The sequence below is a fragment of the Aquirufa novilacunae genome (genome assembly GCF_045310505.1).
GTDB lineage: Bacteria > Bacteroidota > Bacteroidia > Cytophagales > Spirosomataceae > Aquirufa > Aquirufa novilacunae.
Genome location: NZ_JBEWZG010000003.1, coordinates 316,139 through 339,160 on the forward strand (window position 1 = coordinate 316,139; position 23,022 = coordinate 339,160).

Here is a 23,022-nt window from a genome sequence, read left to right on the forward strand (position 1 = left end):
GGACAAAGATAATTAAAAATCGCCTCCTGCACCGCCTCCGCCGAAGTCTCCTCCACCGAAGCCACCGAAATCAAAACCGCCTCCGCCACCACCGGAACCGCCACGACCATAATCTCCACCGCCTAAGAAAATAGGTGGAAAGAACATACCGCCGCCTCGAGAACCAGGGCCTCCGCCTCCACCGCGATTACGAACCGCTTTGATAATGGCAATGACGATAAAAAATAGGAAAAAGATCAGGAAGGGAGGGATGCCTTGAGGCTCCTCGCCACTGTCTTCATTCTTGAATTCGCCACTGGCGCGACGCATCATTTCAGAAGTTGCTTGATCTAAACCTTGGTAATAGGCGCCTGCTTTGAAAGTAGGCTTTAGCGTTCTAGTGATAATACGTTTACAGATGGCGTCAGGTAAGACGTCTTCGATTCCTCGACCTGTTACAATACGCAGCTTGCGATCTTGCATGGCTACGAGAATGACAACGCCGTTGTTTTTGCCTTTTTGGCCTACTCCCCATGTTTTACCGATATCAATCGCGTAATCGTAAGGATCACGGCCGTTCGTCGAATTCACGAGAACTATGGCAAACTGGGTAGAAGTAGAATCCGCATAGCCCCGCATTTTCTGCTCGAGTGCATTCTCTTCCTCTGGATTTAAAAGTCCAGCCTCATCGAGAATATAGCCAGCTGGTTTTGCTGGAATACCCTCTTGAGCGAAAAGTCGCGCACTAAAAAGAAATAGAAATAGAAGCTTGCGCATAGAAACTAATTAGAGGCCAAAGGAGATCTCGTTCGACAATTCATTTACATCTCCCGCCTGGTAAGGAAAAAAGCCTGCTAAGACTTCGACTGTGCGCTTTACTCCATGCGCTAAACCGGCACCAAACTCATTTTTTGCTAAGTGGGCCCGCATCTCATCGCGGATGGTTTCCCAAAATTCGGCCGGCACTTTCGCGTCGATTCCTTTGTCCCCGATGATACTAAACTTGCGATCTTTCATGGCCAGATATACCAAAACCCCATTCTGCAAATCCGTTTTCTGCATACCTAATTGAAAGAAAAGTTCCTTCGCCCGATCGATCGGGTGTCCAGCACAATGACTCTCCACGTGCACACGAATCTCTCCAGACGTCTTTAGTTCAGCGTCTTGGATGGCTTGCAAAATCAGGTTTTGGTGTTCTTCTGACAACATGCTTATTTCTTCTCGTCAAAATTTACTTCCGGCGCTTTCTCAGAACCAGCTTCCGCTTGGAAGAAACCTTTCTCCGCAAATCCAGAGAATGACGCGATTAAGCTATTGGGGAAGGTAACGATCAAGGTATTATAAGCCTGAACAGCAGAGTTGAAATTATCACGCTCTTCTTTTATGCGGTTCTCTGTACCCTCTAATTGTGCTTGTAACTCAGAGAAGTTCTCTGTTGCTTTTAATTGTGGGTAATTTTCAGCCACCACCATCAAACGAGATAAGGCACCGCCTAAAGAGGACTGAGCCGCTTGGTATTTTTGCAAATTCTCCGGGCTTAAATCCTTCGAATCTAATTTCATTTGTGTAGCAGAAGCACGCGCTTCAATCACTGCAGTTAATGTCGATTTCTCGAAATTTGCCACGCCTTGAACCGTCTTCACTAAGTTCGGAATTAAGTCTGCACGACGCTGGTAAGCACTTTGAACATTCGCCCACTTCGCCTTAACATCTTGATCTGAGGTAGCCATGCTATTACGTGAGCCAATTCCCCAAAAAATTACGAGAGCAATTACCCCCAAAACAATCCATACTGTCTTATTCATCTTGTTAATTTTTAATTGGTTATTAGTTGAAACAAAAATACGAGTTAAATTTTAAAGACCTGATTTTTGTGCGACAATCATCCGGTCATTTCCTTTGAAGTCTTTTTTCAATTGCACCTCTTGGAAACCCTTGCTAAACAAGAGCTCCATGGTTTGAGTTCCAAAGTATTGATTAATTTCTAAACACAGGTATCCTCCATACGATAAACGCTCAATAGCAAAATCAGCTAAGGCTTCATAATATTTTAAAGCATCGTCATTAGGCACGAATAAGGCCAAATGAGGTTCGAAATCCAGCACATGGTTCGCCATCTCCTTTTTCTCCTCTTCCGTCACATAGGGAGGATTCGAAACGATGATATCCCAATGACCATTCGAGCTAGGCCAAGCGAAAATGTCTTGCTGTTGGAAACTAACTGCTGCTCGCAGGGTCTCGGCATTCTGACGAGCCATCTCTAGTGCCCCTCTGGAAATATCCCAAGCTTCTACCTGTAAAGAGGGTCGCTCTAATTTCAATGAAATAGGAATGCAACCAGATCCTGTACCTACATCTAAAACCGATGCATTTTTCGAGGCTTTCTCGAGTACCAACTCCACTAACTCCTCCGTCTCTGGTCTGGGAATCAAGGTCTCTGAATTAACTTCAAATAAATGGTCCCGGAAATAGGTCTTCCCCATCACGTATTGCAGGGGTTCGCCAGTAGCGAGACGCGCTAAACGGCTGGGCCAATCAGCAGGTAATTCCACCTCCTTTTTCAGGATAATGTCCATCGAACTCAAATTCCAGCCTACGTCCAAACAGCGAAAAGCAATCGCACGCGCCTCGGTGGCATCGTAATGCGTCGAAATGGCGTCGGTGATTTGCTGGATGAGAATTGGACTTGAAATCAATTTCATTTGTGGAGAATTTGGGTAAATTTACGAATTATAAACCTCAGATAACGCTATGAAAAAATTTATACTGCCACTCATCACAATCCTGGGCTTACAGGCTTCGGTGCAGGCACAAAACAAAACGATAGGCAAGATTCATGTCTATGATGAATCCGTGAAAACACTCATCGACCCATCGACTCCCATTGAGATTGTAGCGGAAGGCTATACCTGGTCAGAAGGTCCGGTTTGGGTGAAGAAAGGGGGCTATTTATTGTTTTCAGATGTGCCGGAGAACAAAATATACAAATGGACTGCAGAAAAAGGAGCTGAGCTTTATTTAACACCATCGGGTTATACGGGCTCCACTTATTATTCCTATGAACCCGGTGCGAATGGGTTGATTATTAACCAAAAAGGCAACTTGGTTTCTGCCGAACATGGGAATAGACGTATAGCGGAAATGCCTTTGGGAAAACCCGAATTAAAAAAATCCCTCAGCGGATTATGGGAAGGCAAAAAATTGAATAGCCCGAACGACGTGATCCAAGCGAAAAACGGCGACTATTACTTCACAGATCCTCCCTACGGCTTACCAGGCCGCGGCAAGGAAGAGCCAGCGAAAGAACTCCCTTTCCAAGGGGTCTTTCGCATCAGCAAGAAGGGCGACATGATTTTGCAATACGACAAGATGGCTAGACCTAACGGTTTAGCGATGAACCCAGATGAAAGTATCTTGTACGTAGGATCATCGGAACCCCAAGAATCACACATCTTGGCTTTCCCGGTAGGGAAAGATGGGAATCTAGGCGAGCCAAAAGTCTTTTTCGATGCTTCAGAATTAGCCAAACAAGGAATTCGCGGAGGTTATGATGGCATGAAACTAGATCAGCAAGGAAACATCTGGACGACTGGACCGGGTGGAATTTTAGTTATTAGTCCAGCCGGTAAATTATTAGGACGTATTGAAACGGGGAACCCAAACTCAAATGTGGGTTTTGGTGAGGATGGTTCTACGCTTTTTATCACTTCGAAAATGAATCTATTGCGCGTGAAGACGAAGACGAAAGGGCTGAAATAGCGTGGGAGTTTAGCGCGATAACGCGCGCTATCCCGCGACAACGCGCGATAGCAATAAAAAAGGCCTCTTTCGATTGAAGGAGGCCTTTTCATTTTCTTATAATTTCCGAATCTTAATGTTTCTAAACCAAACCTGGTTGCCGTGATCTTGCAAAGCGATGTGTCCTGCCATTACTTTACCGAAATCAGGCATTCCTTTGAATTTTGAACCAGCAATCAAATCTTTCCAGTTTTGGTCATCCGTGCGTGTTTCCACCACTAAGGTTCCGTTTAAATACAATTGCAATAAACCTTTGTTATTCACAATACGGCCTGTATTCCACTCGCCCACCGGCTTTACCGTTTCTTTGTATGACTTTATTAAGTCGTATAAATCACCCGCACGATGTTTCGTGATTTTACCATCTGCATGGCCATCGTTATCTAATACTTGAAATTCAGGACCCGTTACGTAAGTCGCGTAATATTTCTTCGGATCATCCGTCACATTGAAAATGATACCCGAATTTCCATTCGGAGAAATCTTCCAATCCACTGAGAAATCATAATTCTCAAAAGACTCATTCGTAATTAAGTCGCCACCGTCTTTCTTCGCTGCGTCAAAACCGATCACACCGTTCTCAATCGTCCAAGAAGAACCTACTTTATCCCCTTTGCCGTAACTATGCCAGCCTGTGAACGTTTTTCCATCAAATAATAATTGGGTGCCATTTTTCTTCTCTGCCTTAGTCAATTCGTTGATTCCTTGACCAAATGAAGTCATTGCGAAGCAGAAGGCTGCACAACTTAATAGTAATTTGTTCATGTTTATTAGGTTTATGATTTTTGCAATACTACTAAAAGTCTCCAACAATTGTATCTGCTGCGGGCAATTTTGGCATTAAAACTTCGTAAATTGCAGGCTGATATAAAAATCCATGAAGACCAAAGTAGCCCCAAAGCCCTCCATCAACATCATCACCCTCGGTTGTTCGAAGAATCTAGTCGATTCTGAAGTACTCTACACCCAATTAAAGGGGAACGGATTAGAGGTGACGCACGAGGCGAAAAAGGACAAGGCGAACATCGTGGTGATCAACACCTGTGGGTTTATTGATAATGCCAAACAAGAATCGATCGACACCATCCTCCGCTATGCAGACGCTAAAGAGGCTGGCAAAATCGACAAATTATACGTTACCGGATGCCTATCTCATCGCTACAAGGATGATTTAGAAAGAGAAATTCCGATGGTGGACTCGTTCTTTGGAACCAATGAATTACCTCGTTTACTGAAAGCCTTAAAGGCAGATTACAAGCATGAATTAGTGGGCGAGCGCCTATTAACGACTCCCGCACATTATGCTTATTTGAAGATTGCGGAAGGTTGTGATCGCCCATGTAGTTTCTGTGCCATTCCCTTAATGCGTGGAAAACACGTTTCTACTCCGATGGAGGAATTAGTAAAGGAGGCTTCGTCACTTGCGAAAAAAGGTACGAAAGAATTGATCTTAATCGCTCAAGACCTAACCTTCTACGGTTTAGACTTGAAAGGCGAAGGCAAATCAGGCAGAAAATTAAAAGAACTTTTAGAGCGCCTTTCAGATGTCAACGGCATCGAATGGATCCGCTTGCAATATGCCTACCCCGCTGGATTCCCAGTGGAGATTTTAGAGACAATGGCAGAGCGAGATAATATCTGTAAATACCTCGATATGCCACTCCAAAGTGGTTCAGACGCTATGTTGAAGCACATGCGCCGTGGTATCACCCGCGAAAAAACCGAGGAATTAATCCACACCATTCGCGAGAAAGTGCCAGGAATCGCGTTACGTACCACACTTATTTCCGGTTACCCAGGCGAAACGGAAGAAGACTTCGAAGAGACCTACTCTTTCGTAGAACGTATGCGTTTCGATCGTTTAGGTATCTTTAATTATAGCCATGAGGAAAATACCCACGCTTATTTAGTGAATGACGACGTACCAGAAGATGTGAAGCAATTCCGTTCTGACGAAATCATGGCGTTGCAACAAGGTATTTCAGAGGAGTTGAATCAAGAGAAAGTAGGCCAAACCCTAAAAGTAATGGTCGACCGCAAAGAGAGCGGCTACTTCGTGGGGCGTACCGAATTTGATTCTCCAGAGGTAGATAATGAGGTGTTGATTCCGGCTGAGCAATACGCACGTTTGGGAGATTTCGTGAATGTGAAGATCAATAAAGCCGAAGAATTCGACTTATACGGCGATATTATAGCGTAAACGAGCTGAGACGCATATCGCGTAGATCGAAGGTCATTAAACTTTTTTGGGCGGGGGATTCAAAACCCGCCAGGTAGAAGATCGCCTCTTTTGCCTGCAACAATCCGATGATTCCGGGTAATACACCTAACACACCTACTTCATCGCAAGCAGGAATTTCTTGTGGGCTCGGTTCGACCGGGAATAACTTTCTATAGGATGGACCTGACGGATGAAACACCGCAAACTGACCTTCCCAAGCGTGAATCGCGCCGTAGATAAAAGGCTTCCTCCATTCCACACAGGTATCATTTATCAAGTAACGCGTTTTGAAATTATCGGTGCAATCGATGATTAAGTCGTGCTGAGCGACATACGTCGCAGCATTTTCCGACGTTAGATTCACCGCGATTCCTTGGATGGCAATGGTCGGATTCAATGCTTGCAAAGCCTCCGCCGCTTTCAGCGCTTTCGAAGCGCCTACATCCTCCGTGCGATAGAGCACTTGACGCGCTAGATTAGATAACTCGATGACATCCGCATCCAGAATTGTCAACGACCCTACCCCCGCTGCAGCCAGAAAAGGTAATGCCCCGCAACCTAAGCCACCTGCTCCTACTACAAGAATAGACGCGTTCTTCAAAGCCATCTGCTGGGCTTTGCGCCATTCCGGCAGATTGAGCTGCTTGCGGTAACGTTCGAATTCTAAATCGCTTAACATGGTAGGTACAAATAAAAAAAGCCTTCCTGAATTTCAGGAAGGCTAATTTCGATAATTATTTTGAAAACTAAACGCTTAATGTACCCTTACGAGCAGCAGCAATTAAAGTTTTTTCGAAACCGTTCTTGTTGATTGTGCGAATTGCTTTCGCTGAAACCTTCATACGAACCCAAACACCTTCAGACTCTAAGAAGAATTTCTTCGTTTGTAAGTTCGGGTAGAACTTACGCTTAGTCTTGTTATTAGCGTGAGAAACGTTGTTTCCTACTTGAGTTTTGCGTCCTGTAATTTGACAAACCTTTGCCATCGTATTTTTATTTATCTTTTATTTAATATTATTCTTTCCTATAAGGGATTGCAAAATTAGAAAATAATTTGAAATAACCCAAACCTCATTCGAAAATTTATAAAATGGTTGACAATGTGTATCTTTGGGTATGGCTAAGCGCAACTCGAAGGCACCCCTAAAGAAAAAAATCATCTCTTCCTTGATCTGGTTAGGAACCTTGCCATTGTGCCTCTATACCCTACTGACCTATCTTTTAAGTTATTCGCTCATCGTTGAGCATTGGTTCGCGGGGTTCATCATGATGACGATGCCGTATGCGCAGTTGTTGTGCTTTTTTTCTTTGATTTACTGGACTTTTCAGCGAGCGAAGCGAGCGCTTTTACCCCTAATCGTGCTAGCGCTGGGATATGGATTTATCGGGAGAACGATTAGCTTCAATCAGCCGGTAGCGACCTTAGAAAAACCGCTGACGGTGATGAGTTATAATGTTTTTGGCATGTATTCAAACGAGTATGAGGCCAAAAAAGAGCAATTAGAGGACCTAAAAAAATTCATTCGCGATTACGATGCGGACATCAAATGCTTCCAAGAATTTTATTCCCATTCAGATCGCAAAGCCTATCATACAGTCTCCTTTTTAAAAGAAAAGTACCCCCATTACGCCTTCATTCCACTAAAAAAGCAATTGTTCGATTCACACGAAAAGATGGGCTTAGTCGTATTTTCGAAATACCCCATCATTCACGAAGAAGGGGAACAATTCGAAAATTCAGCGAATGGATATCTACTAACTGATATTGTGAAGGATCAAGATACGATTCGGGTGATCAACCTGCAGCTTTGGTCGATGGGTATTCGAGTGAACAAAATGACCTCAAAAATTCGTTTGCAAGATTATACCGACGCGAAGAAAGAAGGACGCGGGATCATTTCCTCACTTAGGAAGGGCTTTATCGAGCACAAAAAGGAGATGGATAAGATTAATCGCCTGATTCAAAAGAGCCCCTATCCAATCCTAGTAGTGGGAGATTTGAACGAAACTCCTTCTGGCTGGGCCTATGGAACCATCCGTGAACGTCTACAAAATTCCTTCGAAGAAGCAGGCTCAGGCTTTGGTTTTACCCTAAATCGCAGCCCTTATTTAGTGCGCATCGACGATCAATTCTTTTCGAAAGAATGGAAAGCAACGAACTTCCAAACCCTTCGAAACATCAAATACTCGGATCACTTCCCTACGGTAGGCCAATACATTCTACATGGAAAATAAGCTCTGGAAGGTACTGGGGACGACTTTTGGCGTGGCTGTCACGCTAGGCGGAACCGTTGGAACAGGGATTCTACGTAAACCGGGCCCCATTGCAGCCTCCCTACAAGACCCTGGTTTAATCCTTAGCCTGTGGGTTTTGGTGGCCATTTATGCCCTGCTAGGCGTAAGCTGCTTACTAGAATTAAGTCTTTCCATCCCCAAAGCAGGTTCTTGGTACGGTTATGCCGAACGTGCTTTTGGCCGCTACATCGGATTCCTCGTAGGCCTCACCAGCTGGTTAGGTACCGTGACCGCTCTCGGTTTTGGATCATACACCTTCAGCGAATACCTCATTATCGTATTTCCCTCCCTAAGCCCCTATTTAGTCTACTGCGCCATCGGAATCCTAGCGATTTTGTGGTTTTTCCATCAATTAGGTGTGGTGATGGCAGGCAAATCCCAGGAATGGCTCAGCGGCATTAAGGCCGTTGCCCTGTTGATTTTCATTGGCATCTGTTTCCTTTATGGAGGTGGTGGCGTTTTTAATGAGCAGGCCAAAGCCCCTACAGGCCTCCCCCTCGCTACCGGTATCATGACTGCCCTTTTGTCCATTTTTTATGCCTTTGATGGCTGGCACACGGCGAGTTATTTCACAGAAGAAAACAAGGATCCCGTAAAATCCATGCCAAAATCCATGTTCATCGGCGTCATCATCGTCGCCTTTATTTACTTATTGATAAATGTAGGGATTCTGTACAGCCTGCCTTTGGAAACCCTATCCACCAGCAAATTAGCGGCAGCAGACGCGATGAAAGCCTTGTTTGGGGCAGATATGGGCCGCTGGATTACGGTCTTTTTAATGCTTAGCATCTTAGGGATCTTGAACACCCAAGTGATGTTTGCCCCGCGGGTAATCTATTCCATGAGCCGCGATGGCCTATTTTTCAAAGCCGCCGAAAAAGTGAACGCCGCCGGATCTCCCACCACCGCTACTCATTTAACCATCTTTTCCGCGTGCCTTTTTCTATTAGCAGGTAAAGAGATTAATGAACGTCTTTCAGACATCGCGACCTTCTTTTTCGTAGCAAGTTATTTAGCCGGCTTCGCGTCTCTTTTACGTCTCCGCGTTACAGAGCCTAACTTAAAGCGACCTTACCTCGTATGGGGATATCCTTTTTTACCTTGGACATTATTAATTATCTCCACCCTGTTCTTAATGGGAACCTTGGTGACTAATCTGGGGAGTGTGGTTTACGTGGTGGGATTTGTGGCGGTAAGCTATTTAGTATATCGAAAGTTTTTAGTTTAGTCGACTTCGTCTTAGTCATCGCTTCGCGATTTAGTCGCTGCTGCGCAGCTTAGTCCTCCATTTACCACTTACCATTAATCATTTAATGTATCGCCTTCAAAAACTCCACCACCGATTTCTTGATTTCCCTCACCGACGTGTTGCCTAAATTAGATAAAACAGAGAAGGCAAGCGTCTTACCGTCTTTGGTTTTATAATAACCTGAAAGATCATAAGTATTACCGAATGATCCTGACTTCGCCCAAATACGCACACCAGGGTTAATGTCCTGTACATTGCGCATCGTTCCGGTTTTATTGGCTTCCGGCAACAGGGCATGCAGGCGTTCCGGAGCTACTTCGCGCGCTAGGGCCTCGAGTATATAGATGAAATCTTTTGGCCTAATTAAATTATAACGAGATAAACCAGAGCCATCGATCCAGCGAATATCCTTCATGAATTCGTTGCCGGGTTCCTTCTTTAAATTATCAATCACCTGAGTCGGATCCCAACCTTTCTCCGCAGCGATCATCACGAGTAATTGCTCCGCCACCGCATTATCACTTTCGTGTAACATGGGAACATACAAGCTATCCATCTTGCCAGCATAGAAAATACGGGCGTCAGGATGAACGGCTAAAGGCATAGTTTCAACCGATTTATGCAGCGTATCGCTTAATAAAAAAGCCGTCATATCGGGAGAAGTCATGAAAGGAACCTGTTGCTCACCGTATTTTTCCGTCTTTAATTCAGGCAAAGTGAATTCATTTTTCAAGCGGTTTCTTCTGACTTCCAGCGTGGAACCCGTTTTCGCCACTGAAGCAAAGGCATCTGGCATAATGTTCCAACGACGCTGAGCAGCGGAGAAGCTCACTAAATTACCGTACAAGGGCATGTCCGAAATATCCGCCGAATAATGGTCATTATAATCATCCCAAGCCCAGCCAGATCCCATAATAGGCAGCGGTTTCAAAGGTGCTCCATACACCAACACTTTCGATGAAGCGGCTAAAAAATCGCGTAGCGCCGTGTTTTTTGTACCAGGATGTAAATTTGAAATATCCCCGGTTCCCCAGAAAAAGAGGGTGTCTTTTGTTTCGCGGTATTTGAAAGAAGGGATTTGGTTGCCTAAAATTCGGTTTGCTTGTAAGAATGTCAATAGCTTCATGTTCGAAGCCGGCATGAAATACTGGTCAGCATTTTTTTCAAAGAGCACTTTGCCCGTCGAAAGATCCTTAATCATCACGCCGCTCGACCGCTGAGCAAGGCTTGATTCGTTGAAAGCGATTTGCAAATGGGAGCTTTGGCAACTGGCTAAAGCTAGCAGAAATAAAAAGGCTAGATTTTTCATACAATAAAGGTAAAAGGTTTTCGTATTTTTGGGCTCATTTTACCTAAAAGAATGCTGGTCGCTTTCGTCATTTTCTATCTTGCTTTAAACCTGGGCGTGGGCTGGTGGGCTAGCAAAAAGGTGCATTCTACGCAGGATTTCGTGTTAGCGGGGCGCTCTTTGCCTTTTGCTTTAGCGACCATGGTGACTTTTGCCACGTGGTTTGGATCAGAAACTATACTCGGTGCGCCTAAAGAATTTGTACATGGCGGTGTTTTAGCGATTATTGAGGAGCCGTTTGGGGCTGCGCTGGGTTTATTTCTCGTGGGCGCTATTTATGCCCGAAAACTGTATCCCTTACCCGTATTGACCTTTAGTGATTATTTTAGGCTGCGGTTTGGCGCCTTTTCCGAAAAGCTTTCGGCAGTCATCATGATCCCCTCCTATTTCGGGTGGATTTCTGCACAATTAGTGGCTTTAGGGCTTACCATGCACCTTTTATTGCCTATTTCTGTGGAGATGGGAATCATCATTGGCGCGCTATTAGTGATGGCCTATACCCTTTTGGGTGGAATGTGGTCGATTTCGGTGACGGACTTTTTTCATAACATCATCTTGATTGCAGGGCTGTTGTTTTTAGCCTATTTATTATGGGCCAAAGTCCCGGATTTCAATCAACTCATCTCTTCTCAACCTGCCGATTTCTTTCGAGCCACACCTAAAGAAAATACCTGGAAAGATTGGCTCGTTTATGGTGCTGCTTGGATAACCATCGGCTTCGGATCGATTCCGCAGCAGGACATTTTTCAGCGGGTTATGTCAGCAAAGAATGAAATGATTGCCGCAAAAGCGAGTATTGCAGCGGGTGCCATGTACTTGACGGTGGCGCTATTGCCTCTTTTAATTGCCTTCATCGCCGTTCGTTTATACCCTTCGCTACTGGCTGAAGACGATTTACTCATCCCCACTTTGGTGATGAAATTCACGCCGCGGGCGATGCAGGTCTTGTTTTTAGGAGCCCTGCTTTCTGCTTTGTTGAGTACAACTTCTGGGGCGATTTTAGCACCGGCATCTGTGTTAGGGGAAAATTTGTTGAAACCTTTGATGCGCCAGCCTTCGGATAAAATCGTTTTGTTATTTATACGGATATCGGTGGTATTAGTGACTTTGGCCTGTATTATTATGGCTATTGAACGCCAAAACATCTTCGAACTCGTAGGCGAAGCCTCCGCCTTCAGCCTCGTTTCCCTCTTCATTCCGCTAAATGCAGGACTTTGGTGGAAGAAAACGACTCCTTGGGGAAGTCACTTAAGTATGGTCTTGGGATTAGTTTTCTGGGGATACTTTCATTTCATTAATCCATCCGAAATTCCAGCAGTTTGGTATGGACTAGTAGCCGGATTAATCGGCTTACTCGTGGGAAATCAAATTAAAGCCAAATCTGCTTAAGCGTCCCTACGTATTGCCCTTTCTTCCCGGTATGCACGAAATCAAGAATCGCGTCATTCATGGCAGGGTAGATATGTAATTCCGAAATTTTATCAACTGGCACCCACACTAAATCGTCTGCTGTCGTTTCACCTGGATGCAATTGTGGAATTCCTCCTACGATATCACCTTCGAAAACCACGTGCACACAGGCAGAAAAATCGTCCGTTGCGTGCACCTGACCTGTAAACAATAAATCATGCACCTCCACTTCAATCCCTAATTCTTCCTCACATTCACGGGCAATGGTTACAGGAAAGGTTTCGCCAGCATCCACATTTCCGCCTGGTAAAGCAAACTTGCTACCTCCCGGATAATCGTAGCGCAAGAAAAGCACGTGATTATTTTCGATGATGAGGGCAGCTGGTCTAATTCGCATGGGGTTTGAAAAATTTGAAAGGATAAATATACCATTAGATTTCCTAAATTGCAGTCAAAATGAACGTATAGCATGCAAATAAGAGAAATTTGTCAGGAAATGGAAGCTTGGGCACCCTTAGCCTGGCAAGAATCCTATGATAACGCGGGTTTACTGGTGGGGGACGCAAATGCAACCGCAAAAGGGATATTAATTAGTCTCGATTGCACGGAAGAGGTTTTGGAAGAGGCTATCAAAAAGGGCTGTAACTTGATTATTTCGCATCATCCCATCGTTTTCTCTGGATTAAAACGATTCACTGGCGCCTCGTATGTCGAAAGAACGGTCATCAAGGCCATTCAAAATAATATTGCGCTGTACGCTTCACACACGAATCTAGATCATGCTCCTAAAGGCGTTAGCTATCATTTAGCCTCGAAACTGGGCATTCAAGGCCAAGTGATGAAACCCATGCAGGAGGCGTTAAAAGCGCTTCAATATTATGTGCCAGCGTCTCACGAGGAGGCTGTTCGCGAGGCCTTGCACGCGGCTGGTGCCGGAAATATAGGCGAATATTCTTCCTGCAGTTTTACTTCGGAGGGCAAGGGTCGTTTTCAACCGTCCGTTGACGCAAATCCATATACTGGAATAGCTAACGAACTATCCGAAGTGAACGAGGTCAAAGTGGAGATGGTATTTCCATCTTATCTTTCAAGTGAGATTTTAGCTGCTTTAAAATCCGCACATCCCTATGAGGAAGTCGCTTATTTTATCACTTCCTTGGATAATTCTTGGCAAGACGTAGGTGCAGGATACATTGGTATATTAGAGAAGCCTCTGGCTCCTGAAGCCTTTCTACATTTTGTCAAAGAACGTTTAGGCCTTGACGCCTTAAAACATACCGCGTTACCTAAAGGGCCTATTTCCAAAGTAGCGGTCTGCGGTGGGGCCGGAAGTTTCTTAATTAAAGAAGCAATAAGGCAAAAAGCAGATGCGTATATCACGTCAGATATCAAGTACCACGAGTTTTTTGATGCGGAAAATCAATGTCTATTAATCGATGTAGGGCATTACGAATCAGAAGTCATGATTATTGATGCAGTACATGACTATTTATCAAAAAAAATTAGTAATTTTGCCGTTCTGAAAAGTGAGACCAATACCAATCCGGTCCGTTTCGCTTAACATGAGAGAGGTTAGACAATTCAAATAAATTAGAATAATGGCTACAGTTACCGAAACAACAATTGCCCAAAAGTTAGAGGCCCTTTTAAAGCTTCAAACAATCGATACTAATCTAGATAGCATTCGTAAAGTACGCGGTGATTTACCGGAAGAAGTTCGTGATCTTGAAGATGAGATCATGGGTTTAGAGACTCGTTTGGCTAAATTCCAGCAAGATGTGGCTGATTTTGAAGAGCAAATCGCTAACTACAGAATCGCAAAGAAAAATTCCGATAACTTAATTATTAAGTACAAGGAACAACAAATGAATGTGCGTAATAACCGCGAATTCGATGCAATTTCTAAGGAAATTGAATTGCAAGGAATCGAAATGGAGATTGCAGATAAGCGTATCAAAGAAATCGACTTCAAAGTTTTGAACAAAAACGACGAAATTGCTTCAGTTGAATCAAACTTATTTGAGCGCAAGAAAGATCTTGAGATCAAACAAAACGAATTACAAGTAATCATCGCTGAAAGCGAGGAAGACGAGCAAAAATCATTAAAAGACCGCGAAAAAGCAGTGAAATCTGTTGATGAGCGTCTTTTCAAATCTTACACAAAATTACGCGATAACGCACGTAACGGCTTAGCGGTTGTTCTTGTAAAGCGTGGTGCTTGTGGTGGATGTTTCAGCTCAGTACCTCCACAACGTCAAACTGATATCAAAGACAAGAAGAAAATCTTAGTTTGCGAGCATTGCGGACGTATCTTCGCAGGTGTGGAAGATGTAATTCCAGCTCCAGAGAAAGAAAAGAAATCTCGTGCTAAAGCAGCAACGAAAGAAGTTGTGGCCGCTGAGTAATTTCAATAGACCATAGAATGAAAAAGCCCGCTAGAAATAGTGGGCTTTTTTATGCACTTTAGAAACAAAAAAGCCAGCTTCATCAGCTGGCTTTTTTCTATTTCAACATCCCTAACAAGGAACTCAATTTGTCTTTTAAATCTTTGCGATCTACGATGAAATCTAGGAAGCCGTGTTCTTCGACGAACTCGGCGCTTTGGAAACCTTTAGGCAAATCTTTACCGATCGTTTCTTTAATCACACGAGGACCTGCGAAACCGATTAGGGCACCTGGCTCTGCGATATTGAAATCTCCTAGCATCGCGAAAGAAGCCGTCACACCACCCGTCGTCGGATTGGTCATTAAAGAGATATAAGGAATCTTAGCTTCAGCGAGGAGGGCGATTAAGGAAGAGGTTTTGGCCATCTGCATCAAAGAAAAACCAGCCTCCATCATACGAGCACCACCGGAGCGAGAGATCATCAAGAAGGGTTTGCCTGTCTCTAAAGAGTGACGCATTCCGCGAGTAATCTTCTCTCCTACCACAGATCCCATCGATCCACCGATGAAATTAAAGTCCATCGCTGAAATACAAATAGGCAAACCATTGATTTCACCGTAAGCGGTTCTAACGGCATCCTTTAGGCCCGTATTATATTCTGTCGCTTTGATGCGATCCGTATATTTTTTCGTATCAGTAAACTCCAATGGATCACCTGAGCCCATCATTGGATCTAATTCCGTATAAAGAGAATTATCGAACAATAACTCGAAATATTCTTGTGAACCTATTTTTTCGTGGTAGTTGCAACTCGAACACGTATAGGCAAACAAGCGGTGTTCGCGTGTATGAATCGCTTTTTTACAAGAAGGACATTGGTACCACAATCCATCCGGAGCATCTAATTTAGAAGCTGTGGGGGTTACAATTCCTTTTTCTTTTCTTGAAAACCAAGACATAATGCTACATTTAATGATTCAGACTGCAAAGATACGTAAAAAGCTTTGCTAGGCCTTAGCGAACCACAATAATTCGCTTATTATATACATTTCTATTCGTCATCACTTGAACAAAATACATTCCAGCTGGCAAAGAAGAAATATCCATTTGCTTATCTAAAAAGCTACCTTTCACCTGTAGTGTTTCCTGCTGCACCCATTGACCTTGCGAACCTAGAATTCCCAAACGCACCTCTTCGTTCGGTGAAGCTAGTCCTAATTGCACGCGAACTACGCGAGAAGTGGGATTAGGGGATACTTGTAATTCCGGCACTAAAGACATCGGTTCAGTCGCAAGTACTAAAGGGGGAGGTGGTGGAGCCACCGAGCCTTGGATATTTAAATTATCAATGGCCCAGCCCCAGCCATGCGCACCTACGTCTGCATGTAAACGGAATCGGAAAACGAGTTGATCTCCAGCCTTAAACTTACCAGAGGAAAGAATATCGATTTCGCGTTTTTTGAATAAGGTAGAGGTTCCTACACCGGAGGAATTCCCTGCGGCATCAAAACCTGTATTATAGGCATTCAACCAAGTCGTAGAGAAATTCGAATCCCAGCCATTGATTAAATTATACCAATTTTTGCCATTATCATTCGAAGCCTGAACGATTACGTAATCATAGAAACTACGGTTTACTGAACCATCTTGATTTAAGAAAGATGCCCCAGCTTCACCAGGTTCCACTAACACCACCTCATCGAAATATATTCTCGCTGTGTCCGCACGAACAGTGATAGGTTTTAAAAGAATCGCGTCACTATTCGTGAACTTGTCAGAGCCTCCTGCCCCATTGTAGGACTCCTCCGAGCCATCTGCATAAGGATGTGCACTATGTAAACCGGAGGAACTAAATCCAGACGGTTGAGCAAAGGAGAACCCTTTTAAATAAAAATCTGCAGTAGGAGGCGTATCGAAATTCTGTTTGTAATTCGCCGCGACAGATTGTAAACCTATGACCGTAAAATCATACGTGCCTGTGGCTGGGAGGGTGACGGTATTTGTTGTTTTAGCCTTATCCTTTACAATAATGCGGTATTTCACCACATCACCCGCTTTCAATAAACCAGAAGCAAACTCAAAACTATTCGTATAACTGAAGGATAATCCTGGCACCTTCGTAAATCCTTTACGCACCGCAGCACCACTATTGATGGAATATTCCATATAGACCGTGTCGATTCCTATGTTATCCGCCGCTAGCAAGGTAGGTAGCGGAACGCTCGTCTGAGATGTAAATATATATTTCAAAGGATTAGAATAAACGACCTCTGGCTTCGTGGTATCAGGCGCAATATTAAACTCAAAAAAGCTGCCAAAACGCGTCCCAGAGATCACTGGGGCCTCCGCCGGCGTCACAAATTTCTTTCCCGATTTCTCCTCCGCGTACCAGTAATACTTTATATTTCTTGCGATAGCATTCTTTGGTAAAGTATAGGAATAGGTATTTCCGGATTTCGTAAAAGTAGACACCGGGTTAAAGGTGTTTGAATTAATGGCTAAATAGAGTTTCAGAGATGATTCTTCCCAAAGCGTGTCCGAATACACCTTCACCGAAAATACTTTATCATTCGCCTGATCTTCCGTATCGTTGTATTCCTCCCCAATTAAATTCGATGAATACCAGCCAAAATCATTGAAAGCCGAAGTCACAATCGGGCCAATACTACGTGTAATCTCTCCGCGAGCGATTTGGGGAGTCATCAACGCATTCTCATCACCTACCTTGTATTTCACCTGATCAACGTGGTAAATACTTGATCCGGCTGAGTAAGTGGATGGGGTGTACAATTTACCTGCACTGCCGTTATTTCGTAAAATCGAGGGTGAAGATAAATTGATTTTACCCGAAGTCACCTGCGTATAAAGTGCCGCAGACGGATTCTTAAAGCTATTCGTATCCATCAGGGCAACGTTCGCGGTGTTCACCATCGCCTGATCAAATATCCCCGGATAACTGTAACCCGCCTCGCCATTGTCCACGCTCACTTGACCAATGAAACCTAAACCATGCCCCATTTCGTGCAAAACAACAGAATAAAGGTCTATTTGATTAATGGTCGGCACGCCATCTGTTCCAATGTACCAAGCGGTAAAGTCTGAATTAAATGTGGCCACAATATCAGGATTCGTTCCATTCAAATTCTTATGCGCCATTTTCTCTGCCAACGCAATCGGATAAAAGGTATTCAATCGGTTCGCCCCTACGAAATTGCGTACATTCACGGAGGCTCCCGCACTACCCAATACATTCGAGGCTAGAGAAGCCCATTTTACACTAACATTTATAGGAACATCGGACGAAAAAACGGTAGACCAAGTCGCCGCTGCCTTCTCAAAAACTGCTTTTACATCTGCCGGAGGAACGGTTTCATAGGTCACTACGATGTTCGCGGCTGCTTTAGTTTGAGTGCTTGACTGTACTTTAATGGCGGCTGCTTGTGCTAAAATAGCCCGCATCGATTCCGTATACCCTGCTGGCAAATCCCGTTTCAAGCCTAGGTATTCCGGCGTATACTCCTCGATCATCTTACCCGGTACCATCTCCATTTTATAGCGACCTTTCTGAGCATAGGTTGCCGAACAAATCAACAAAAGCAACAGTAGTAATTTTTTCATAGGTCAGCTATTTTAGCAAATAAGTCAACAAAATTAGGGGCAATCACTTGGGTATGCGCTAATTCTTCTGCGGTGTGAGACGTAGTAATCCCCACCACCCGAGCACCAGCTGCGAGCCCTGAAGCAATTCCTTGCAAGGAATCTTCGATCACCCAACAATCGATAGGCGCAACACCCACGAGGGCTGCTGCTTTTATATAAATTTCTGGATCAGGTTTTCCTTTCGTCACCTCAGCACCACCAATGATGGCATCAAATTGATCCCGAATGCCTAAGCCATCCACTATGAAATCAATATTTCCAGGTCCTGCTGAAGTAGCTAAGGCCGTTTTTATTCCTCTTGAGCGCAATTCTTGTAAAAATTCCAAAAGCCCTTCCGCTGGTTTTCTGTGCGCCGCATAAAATTCCCGGTACAATAATTCCTTCTCCTCTTCTAATACCTCTACCTCAGCACGCGTCATCTCTTTTTTATAAAACCACTCGAAGGTGTCCTTCGAATTCATCCCATTCAGTTCCTTGTAAAATACTTCTTTCGTTAGGGGGATGGAATTTCGTTCGCAAAACAGCAACCAAGCCTCCACGTGATAAGGTAGATTATCTACAATCACGCCATCCATATCGAATAAAACAGCTTTACAGGACATATTAAAAGTCTAAGGTAAGCCCATCGTAGGCTAATGAAACGTTCAGGGGCAATTCGGTAATTACATCCGCATGCAAGCCCATTTGATGGCTAATATGGGTAATGTAGGCCTTTTTAGGCTTTAAATCTGCAATTAATTCGAGAGCTTCGGCCAGTGTAAAATGAGAAACGTGGGTTGTTTTACGCAAAGCATTAATCACCAACACATCTAAATCTCGCAGTTTATCTTGTTCCTCTGGGGCTATGAAATTCGCATCCGTAACATAGGCAAACTTGCCAAAACGGAATCCCAACACATCGAGGTAATAGTGTTTTACGAAAATGGGCTGAATGTCGATTCCCTGCACGGTAAAGGGTTGGCCATCGATCTCATACACATCAATTTCAGGAACTCCAGGGTATTTATTATCGCCAAAAGCATAAGAAAACTCCCGTTTCAACTGCTCTATGACTTGTGCTCTCGCGTATAGCGGGATAGAAGACCGCTGGTGGAAATTAAACCCTCTCACATCATCCATACCTGCCGTATGGTCTTTGTGTTCATGGGTATATAAAACAGCATCCAAACGAGAGATTCCAGCACGCAAAACTTGCTGACGGAAATCAGGACCTGTATCAATGATGAAACTCTTCCCTCCTATTTCGACATGCATCGAAACCCGGAGCCGCTTATCTCGCTCATCTGTAGATTTACATACCGCACATCCACAAGCAATCATCGGAATCCCCTGCGAAGTTCCCGTTCCTAAAAACGTTACCTTGGTAGGGGACATGGGATTATTCTGTTAAGGCTTTCACCTGAGAAACTAAGGAATCAAAGTTCAAAGGCTTAGCTAAGAAATCATTGAATCCCGCCGCCTTGAAATCGTCCATTGAATAGTTACGTGCATTTCCTGTGATCGCAATCATCGGAATTGCCGCCTTTTTAGCATCCGCTAACGCACGAACCGCACGAGCGCAATCCATACCATCCATGACAGGCATATTGATATCTAACAAGATAATATCGAACTCAGCCTTGGCTAATTCGTCTAAAACTTGTTGTCCGTTTTTTACGGCATGGATCTCAAAATTTTGAAATTCTAAAATCTTCTTCGCTAGATTTTGGATTACTGAGCTATCTTCCGCTATCAATACCTTTTTCATATATTCTCTATTTATCGTCAATTGCGAGTAAAAATAGCCAAAGGAATGTGGAATTCAAACGAATTTTGGCAATAAAAAAAGCGACCCATCACTGAGTCGCTTTTTTATCAAGTACTTGATTTTATTTCAAGTAAAAAGATACGGATGCTTTATCCCAATCTAAAGTCACTTGGCCTGCTGCCGTGATTCCAATTGTGAATTGCTCTGTGTGTGCGTGCTCGCTAACGCGTGCCTTCACACGTAGTACATCATTCGCCTCTTTGTAGGTATAAGCACCCCACATTTTAGCGTCTTTGTTGAAGATAATAGTCCATTCTGTTTCACCTGGAATAGTGAATAAAGAATAAACGCCCTTCGCTAAAGTCTTGCCTTGAACTGTGATGTCATTTGAAATTTCGATCGTCGTCGCTTCGTTTGCACCAGTTCTCCATACTTCTCCGTAAGGAACTAAAGCTTTCGCTTCTTTTGTACCAAATACCAAACGACCTTTCACTGAAGGTTGTGCATACTTGATCATTACTTCCGTGTTACCTACTTTTTGAGAGGCTACAGCAGCTGGTGAAGGAGCTGGTTTTTGCGCTAATACGCTGAATGAGATGAAGCTAATTAATAGCAATAAATACTTTTTCATAGAGATGTTTTTTTATTTTGATTACAAATTAAGCCAATAATTCAATTTCAACACCAAAGCGCGGTTACGAATTTGCATGATCTCCGGAAAATAATTATCCGTGTAGACTAAAAACAGATCAGATGCGGGTTTATAACGCCATTGCAGACGTGCATTTAGGTTGATATTTTTCGTTTGCTGGTTCAGCTGAAAGAAGGTGGCAAAGAATAATTTATTCGAGAAAGTAATGTCAATTTTAGGACGAATAATCCAAAAATTAGACGATACTTTTTTCGCTGCAGTTAATTCTGTTCCTGGAATAGCCACATCCACGATATCGTTATAATCAACTGCGACAGACAAACTACCGAAAGGCTGGAAGCGATAGCCGATATCAGCAGTAATTCCGGTACGCCAGCCTTGGCCATAATATCCACCAAAACGAGACGTCAATGAATAAGTGAACAACTTAATAGGCGACGACATGTAGCGCATGTTTAATGCATACCAATCATGCTCCGTCCCTTTTTTCAAGGCCGTATTTCCCATTCGAGTCGCATCGAAATCGTACAGTAATTTCACGTAGTCGTAAGATAAATAGGCCCCAAATGTAGACCGGTCCTTCATCGTCCCTTCATAGGCCAAATAGGAGGTATTGTCGGTAAAATTCCCTTGATTATTCCAGTAACTCATATACATCGCGGACAAGGTCGTGTAAAATATATTGGTGGATTTATTTTTTGGATAGAAATTCTTCCCAGCGTCTAATTGAGTCTGGAAATAATTCACACGCGGAACATAACCCGTTTCAGGATTGTAATTCTCCCCTACCCAGGATTCTTTTACAGCAAATGTCCAGTTGTTGTCTTTGTAAGCCAAAGAAGCAGCTTGGGAAAAACTCCGGTCTTTTTGCAAAGGACTAATCGTGTTCGCATAGAACAAAGACCCTGTCCAAAAATTATCCGCCGAGGCCAGATTATATTCAAATCCTAGATCCCGGTTATAGGATTGAAATCCATTCGTGCGCTGTAAATCCGTATCAATGAAGGATTGCTTGTTCACCATATAAGCCCCAAAATTCGATCGGGCAAACAACTTGCGTTGCAGCGCAACCATGGAGTAGTTTTGGGTAGGAACACCTTTAGCATCAATGCGCTCAGACTGCACATTCAAGGCACCTATCCGCCAATCTTGGTTTAATTTTCCACTCAAACGCGCCCCATACGTAATGGGAGTTTGCTCATAAATTCCGGTTTTCGGATTCAAAGCCAAACCAATTCTTCTAGAGAAAAATGGTCGAATATTATCGGTTCCAAACCCATCAAATAGATCAGAATTCTCAATGAAAAACTGGCGTTTCTCTGGATAAAAAAGCTCAAATCGATCCAGGTTTGTTTGTTGCCGATCCACATCCACCTGTGAAAAATCAGGATTCAAAGTCATGTCCAGGTTTAAACCTGAGTTGATGGCCACCTTGATATCGCCCCCAATTTGGTTACGCATCGTTGCCGGATCCTTCACTTCATAATTCGCTGTTACCCCCGAAAGCACATAGGGTATTAAGGAGATATTCTTTTTAGGCGTGGGTGGAGGAGTATCCCAAACTAAGACGCCAGCAAAGGCTAATGAAGCGGTTGGGAATTGGCGTGGAACAGGGGCCCAGGCGGACTTTTCTTTGGCCTTCAAATCATAACGGGAAAAGTTAATCCCCCAACGATTCACATTCCCCTTGTAGCGAATGGATTTAAACGGAATCGCCGCTTCGAAAATCCAGGAATCCCGCTTATAAGTCGTCGCCGACTCCCATTTATTATCCCAGTTAAGATTTACCTTCGATCCTTCAGACATTTGGCCATCCCACTGCGCTCCGGCCGCATTCGCCCCAAATGCAAAACCCGTCGTCTTATCCTCAAACGTATCAATAAAGACTAAAAAATTATCATTCACCCCAAAACTAAAATCCCGCTTCATTGATTCCACCACAAAGGCGCCGGGCTCCTTCAAGAAACACTCCGCTGAAATATAGATATACTTATCGTCGTAGGTCATCTTCACATCCGTCCGCACCTGAGCACAAAGGGAATCGAAGGGATTGCACATCATAAAATCGCTGACAGCTGCCGCCTGAAACCAAGCATTTTCATCCAGCACTCCGTCAATCTTAATCGCACCCGTGCTTTGCTTGATATGCATTTTGAAGTTTTCATTCTTCTTTTGTGCAAAAAGAGTCGAGGCACTAATCAATAAAAATAGGAAGAGGAATTTTTTCATCCTCGCAATTTAGCCAAATTTATCAGCTATTAAACCCGGTTCTGTGGG

The 23,022-nt window shown here is 43.8% G+C and carries 23 protein-coding genes; 7 read left to right on the forward strand and 16 right to left on the reverse strand.

Annotation, left to right across the window (positions count from 1 at the left end; genetic code table 11):
* Window positions 1-12: 12 nt before the first annotated feature.
* The 4 genes from V7S74_RS09585 to prmC are packed head-to-tail and all read right to left on the reverse strand — an operon-like array spanning window position 13 to window position 2,681.
* Window positions 13-756, reverse strand: coding sequence for a TPM domain-containing protein (locus V7S74_RS09585; RefSeq protein ID WP_406778539.1), 744 nt, complete (start codon window positions 754-756; stop codon window positions 13-15).
* A gap of 9 nt (window positions 757-765) precedes the next feature.
* Window positions 766-1,188: a TPM domain-containing protein gene (locus tag V7S74_RS09590; RefSeq protein WP_406778540.1), complete on the reverse strand. Its 423-nt coding sequence runs from the start codon at window positions 1,186-1,188 to the stop codon at window positions 766-768.
* Window positions 1,189-1,190: 2 nt separating this feature from the next.
* Window positions 1,191-1,784: a LemA family protein gene (locus V7S74_RS09595; RefSeq protein ID WP_406778541.1), complete on the reverse strand. Its 594-nt coding sequence runs from the start codon at window positions 1,782-1,784 to the stop codon at window positions 1,191-1,193.
* 51 nt (window positions 1,785-1,835) lie between these two features.
* On the reverse strand, window positions 1,836-2,681 hold the full coding sequence (prmC, locus tag V7S74_RS09600; RefSeq protein WP_406778542.1) for a peptide chain release factor N(5)-glutamine methyltransferase: 846 nt from the start codon (window positions 2,679-2,681) through the stop codon (window positions 1,836-1,838).
* Between the two features lie 49 nt (window positions 2,682-2,730).
* Here prmC and V7S74_RS09605 point away from each other — a divergent pair, with 49 nt between their 5' ends.
* Window positions 2,731-3,738 (forward strand): SMP-30/gluconolactonase/LRE family protein, encoded by a 1,008-nt coding sequence (locus V7S74_RS09605; protein WP_406778543.1) that lies wholly within the window; start codon window positions 2,731-2,733, stop codon window positions 3,736-3,738.
* 96 nt (window positions 3,739-3,834) lie between these two features.
* Here V7S74_RS09605 and V7S74_RS09610 read toward each other — a convergent pair whose 3' ends face one another.
* A complete protein-coding gene (locus V7S74_RS09610; protein WP_406778544.1) occupies window positions 3,835-4,542 on the reverse strand; it encodes a 3-keto-disaccharide hydrolase in 708 nt (235 codons plus the stop codon).
* A 112-nt stretch (window positions 4,543-4,654) separates the two neighbouring features.
* Here V7S74_RS09610 and rimO point away from each other — a divergent pair, with 112 nt between their 5' ends.
* Entirely contained in the window at window positions 4,655-5,977 is a 1,323-nt protein-coding gene (gene rimO / locus V7S74_RS09615) for a 30S ribosomal protein S12 methylthiotransferase RimO (protein ID WP_406778545.1), read from the forward strand.
* Here rimO and V7S74_RS09620 read toward each other — a convergent pair.
* Together V7S74_RS09620 and rpmB are read right to left on the reverse strand one after the other, a co-directional pair.
* Entirely contained in the window at window positions 5,967-6,677 is a 711-nt protein-coding gene (locus V7S74_RS09620; RefSeq protein ID WP_406778546.1) for a HesA/MoeB/ThiF family protein, read from the reverse strand. The two genes, rimO and V7S74_RS09620, sit on opposite strands and share 11 nt — an antisense overlap.
* Window positions 6,678-6,744: 67 nt before the next feature.
* Window positions 6,745-6,984: a 50S ribosomal protein L28 gene (rpmB, locus tag V7S74_RS09625; protein WP_130894998.1), complete on the reverse strand. Its 240-nt coding sequence runs from the start codon at window positions 6,982-6,984 to the stop codon at window positions 6,745-6,747.
* 130 nt (window positions 6,985-7,114) lie between these two features.
* On the opposite strand from rpmB, the gene V7S74_RS09630 reads away from it, so the two are divergent.
* A complete protein-coding gene (locus V7S74_RS09630) occupies window positions 7,115-8,233 on the forward strand; it encodes an endonuclease/exonuclease/phosphatase family protein (RefSeq protein ID WP_406778547.1) in 1,119 nt (372 codons plus the stop codon).
* Complete coding sequence (locus V7S74_RS09635; protein WP_406778548.1) at window positions 8,223-9,521, forward strand: APC family permease; 1,299 nt, start codon at window positions 8,223-8,225, stop codon at window positions 9,519-9,521. Before V7S74_RS09630 ends, V7S74_RS09635 begins: the two co-directional genes overlap by 11 nt.
* Window positions 9,522-9,603: 82 nt before the next feature.
* On the opposite strand, the gene V7S74_RS09640 is transcribed toward V7S74_RS09635, so the two are convergent.
* Entirely contained in the window at window positions 9,604-10,851 is a 1,248-nt protein-coding gene (locus V7S74_RS09640) for a D-alanyl-D-alanine carboxypeptidase (RefSeq protein WP_406778549.1), read from the reverse strand.
* A 51-nt stretch (window positions 10,852-10,902) separates the two neighbouring features.
* Between V7S74_RS09640 and V7S74_RS09645 the strand changes: the two genes are divergently transcribed.
* Window positions 10,903-12,279: a high affinity choline transporter 1 gene (locus tag V7S74_RS09645; protein ID WP_406778550.1), complete on the forward strand. Its 1,377-nt coding sequence runs from the start codon at window positions 10,903-10,905 to the stop codon at window positions 12,277-12,279.
* On the opposite strand, the gene V7S74_RS09650 is transcribed toward V7S74_RS09645, so the two are convergent.
* Complete coding sequence (locus V7S74_RS09650; RefSeq protein ID WP_406778551.1) at window positions 12,260-12,697, reverse strand: NUDIX domain-containing protein; 438 nt, start codon at window positions 12,695-12,697, stop codon at window positions 12,260-12,262. The two genes, V7S74_RS09645 and V7S74_RS09650, sit on opposite strands and share 20 nt — an antisense overlap.
* A 72-nt stretch (window positions 12,698-12,769) precedes the next feature.
* Here V7S74_RS09650 and V7S74_RS09655 point away from each other — a divergent pair, with 72 nt between their 5' ends.
* Together V7S74_RS09655 and V7S74_RS09660 are read left to right on the forward strand one after the other, a co-directional pair.
* On the forward strand, window positions 12,770-13,861 hold the full coding sequence (locus tag V7S74_RS09655; protein ID WP_406778552.1) for a Nif3-like dinuclear metal center hexameric protein: 1,092 nt from the start codon (window positions 12,770-12,772) through the stop codon (window positions 13,859-13,861).
* A 37-nt stretch (window positions 13,862-13,898) separates the two neighbouring features.
* The gene (locus V7S74_RS09660; protein WP_406778553.1) at window positions 13,899-14,705 is read left to right on the forward strand and encodes a zinc ribbon domain-containing protein; all 807 of its coding nucleotides are present in this window, start codon (window positions 13,899-13,901) and stop codon (window positions 14,703-14,705) included.
* Between the two features lie 97 nt (window positions 14,706-14,802).
* On the opposite strand, the gene accD is transcribed toward V7S74_RS09660, so the two are convergent.
* The 7 genes from accD to V7S74_RS09695 all read right to left on the reverse strand — a co-directional run bounded on the left by accD (window position 14,803) and on the right by V7S74_RS09695 (window position 22,974).
* Entirely contained in the window at window positions 14,803-15,645 is an 843-nt protein-coding gene (gene accD / locus V7S74_RS09665) for an acetyl-CoA carboxylase, carboxyltransferase subunit beta (RefSeq protein WP_406778554.1), read from the reverse strand.
* A 55-nt stretch (window positions 15,646-15,700) separates the two neighbouring features.
* Entirely contained in the window at window positions 15,701-18,304 is a 2,604-nt protein-coding gene (locus tag V7S74_RS09670; protein WP_406778555.1) for a T9SS type A sorting domain-containing protein, read from the reverse strand.
* Window positions 18,301-18,948, reverse strand: a complete 648-nt coding sequence (locus V7S74_RS09675; protein WP_406778556.1) for an HAD family hydrolase — start codon at window positions 18,946-18,948, stop codon at window positions 18,301-18,303. Before V7S74_RS09675 ends, V7S74_RS09670 begins: the two co-directional genes overlap by 4 nt.
* Before the next feature lies 1 nt (window position 18,949).
* The gene (locus V7S74_RS09680; protein WP_406778557.1) at window positions 18,950-19,720 is read right to left on the reverse strand and encodes an MBL fold metallo-hydrolase; all 771 of its coding nucleotides are present in this window, start codon (window positions 19,718-19,720) and stop codon (window positions 18,950-18,952) included.
* Between the two features lie 4 nt (window positions 19,721-19,724).
* The gene (locus tag V7S74_RS09685; protein WP_406778558.1) at window positions 19,725-20,093 is read right to left on the reverse strand and encodes a response regulator; all 369 of its coding nucleotides are present in this window, start codon (window positions 20,091-20,093) and stop codon (window positions 19,725-19,727) included.
* A 121-nt stretch (window positions 20,094-20,214) separates the two neighbouring features.
* Window positions 20,215-20,724 carry a DUF2911 domain-containing protein gene (locus tag V7S74_RS09690; RefSeq protein ID WP_406778559.1) on the reverse strand — a complete coding sequence of 170 codons (510 nt, stop codon included), beginning with the start codon at window positions 20,722-20,724 and terminating at the stop codon, window positions 20,215-20,217.
* Window positions 20,725-20,745: 21 nt separating this feature from the next.
* The gene (locus V7S74_RS09695) at window positions 20,746-22,974 is read right to left on the reverse strand and encodes a DUF5916 domain-containing protein (protein WP_406778560.1); all 2,229 of its coding nucleotides are present in this window, start codon (window positions 22,972-22,974) and stop codon (window positions 20,746-20,748) included.
* Between the last annotated feature and the right edge of the window lie 48 nt (window positions 22,975-23,022).

What these genes read in the sequence shown, in the direction of transcription:
- V7S74_RS09585 (WP_406778539.1), bottom strand. Translation starts at nt 756, where the DNA reads ATGCGCAAGCTTCTATTTCTATTTCTTTTTAGTGCGCGACTTTTCGCT.
- V7S74_RS09590 (WP_406778540.1), bottom strand. Translation starts at nt 1,188, where the DNA reads ATGTTGTCAGAAGAACACCAAAACCTGATTTTGCAAGCCATCCAAGAC.
- V7S74_RS09595 (WP_406778541.1), bottom strand. Translation starts at nt 1,784, where the DNA reads ATGAATAAGACAGTATGGATTGTTTTGGGGGTAATTGCTCTCGTAATT.
- prmC (WP_406778542.1), bottom strand. Translation starts at nt 2,681, where the DNA reads ATGAAATTGATTTCAAGTCCAATTCTCATCCAGCAAATCACCGACGCC.
- V7S74_RS09605 (WP_406778543.1), top strand. Translation starts at nt 2,731, where the DNA reads ATGAAAAAATTTATACTGCCACTCATCACAATCCTGGGCTTACAGGCT.
- V7S74_RS09610 (WP_406778544.1), bottom strand. Translation starts at nt 4,542, where the DNA reads ATGAACAAATTACTATTAAGTTGTGCAGCCTTCTGCTTCGCAATGACT.
- rimO (WP_406778545.1), top strand. Translation starts at nt 4,655, where the DNA reads ATGAAGACCAAAGTAGCCCCAAAGCCCTCCATCAACATCATCACCCTC.
- V7S74_RS09620 (WP_406778546.1), bottom strand. Translation starts at nt 6,677, where the DNA reads ATGTTAAGCGATTTAGAATTCGAACGTTACCGCAAGCAGCTCAATCTG.
- rpmB (WP_130894998.1), bottom strand. Translation starts at nt 6,984, where the DNA reads ATGGCAAAGGTTTGTCAAATTACAGGACGCAAAACTCAAGTAGGAAAC.
- V7S74_RS09630 (WP_406778547.1), top strand. Translation starts at nt 7,115, where the DNA reads ATGGCTAAGCGCAACTCGAAGGCACCCCTAAAGAAAAAAATCATCTCT.
- V7S74_RS09635 (WP_406778548.1), top strand. Translation starts at nt 8,223, where the DNA reads ATGGAAAATAAGCTCTGGAAGGTACTGGGGACGACTTTTGGCGTGGCT.
- V7S74_RS09640 (WP_406778549.1), bottom strand. Translation starts at nt 10,851, where the DNA reads ATGAAAAATCTAGCCTTTTTATTTCTGCTAGCTTTAGCCAGTTGCCAA.
- V7S74_RS09645 (WP_406778550.1), top strand. Translation starts at nt 10,903, where the DNA reads ATGCTGGTCGCTTTCGTCATTTTCTATCTTGCTTTAAACCTGGGCGTG.
- V7S74_RS09650 (WP_406778551.1), bottom strand. Translation starts at nt 12,697, where the DNA reads ATGCGAATTAGACCAGCTGCCCTCATCATCGAAAATAATCACGTGCTT.
- V7S74_RS09655 (WP_406778552.1), top strand. Translation starts at nt 12,770, where the DNA reads ATGCAAATAAGAGAAATTTGTCAGGAAATGGAAGCTTGGGCACCCTTA.
- V7S74_RS09660 (WP_406778553.1), top strand. Translation starts at nt 13,899, where the DNA reads ATGGCTACAGTTACCGAAACAACAATTGCCCAAAAGTTAGAGGCCCTT.
- accD (WP_406778554.1), bottom strand. Translation starts at nt 15,645, where the DNA reads ATGTCTTGGTTTTCAAGAAAAGAAAAAGGAATTGTAACCCCCACAGCT.
- V7S74_RS09670 (WP_406778555.1), bottom strand. Translation starts at nt 18,304, where the DNA reads ATGAAAAAATTACTACTGTTGCTTTTGTTGATTTGTTCGGCAACCTAT.
- V7S74_RS09675 (WP_406778556.1), bottom strand. Translation starts at nt 18,948, where the DNA reads ATGTCCTGTAAAGCTGTTTTATTCGATATGGATGGCGTGATTGTAGAT.
- V7S74_RS09680 (WP_406778557.1), bottom strand. Translation starts at nt 19,720, where the DNA reads ATGTCCCCTACCAAGGTAACGTTTTTAGGAACGGGAACTTCGCAGGGG.
- V7S74_RS09685 (WP_406778558.1), bottom strand. Translation starts at nt 20,093, where the DNA reads ATGAAAAAGGTATTGATAGCGGAAGATAGCTCAGTAATCCAAAATCTA.
- V7S74_RS09690 (WP_406778559.1), bottom strand. Translation starts at nt 20,724, where the DNA reads ATGAAAAAGTATTTATTGCTATTAATTAGCTTCATCTCATTCAGCGTA.
- V7S74_RS09695 (WP_406778560.1), bottom strand. Translation starts at nt 22,974, where the DNA reads ATGAAAAAATTCCTCTTCCTATTTTTATTGATTAGTGCCTCGACTCTT.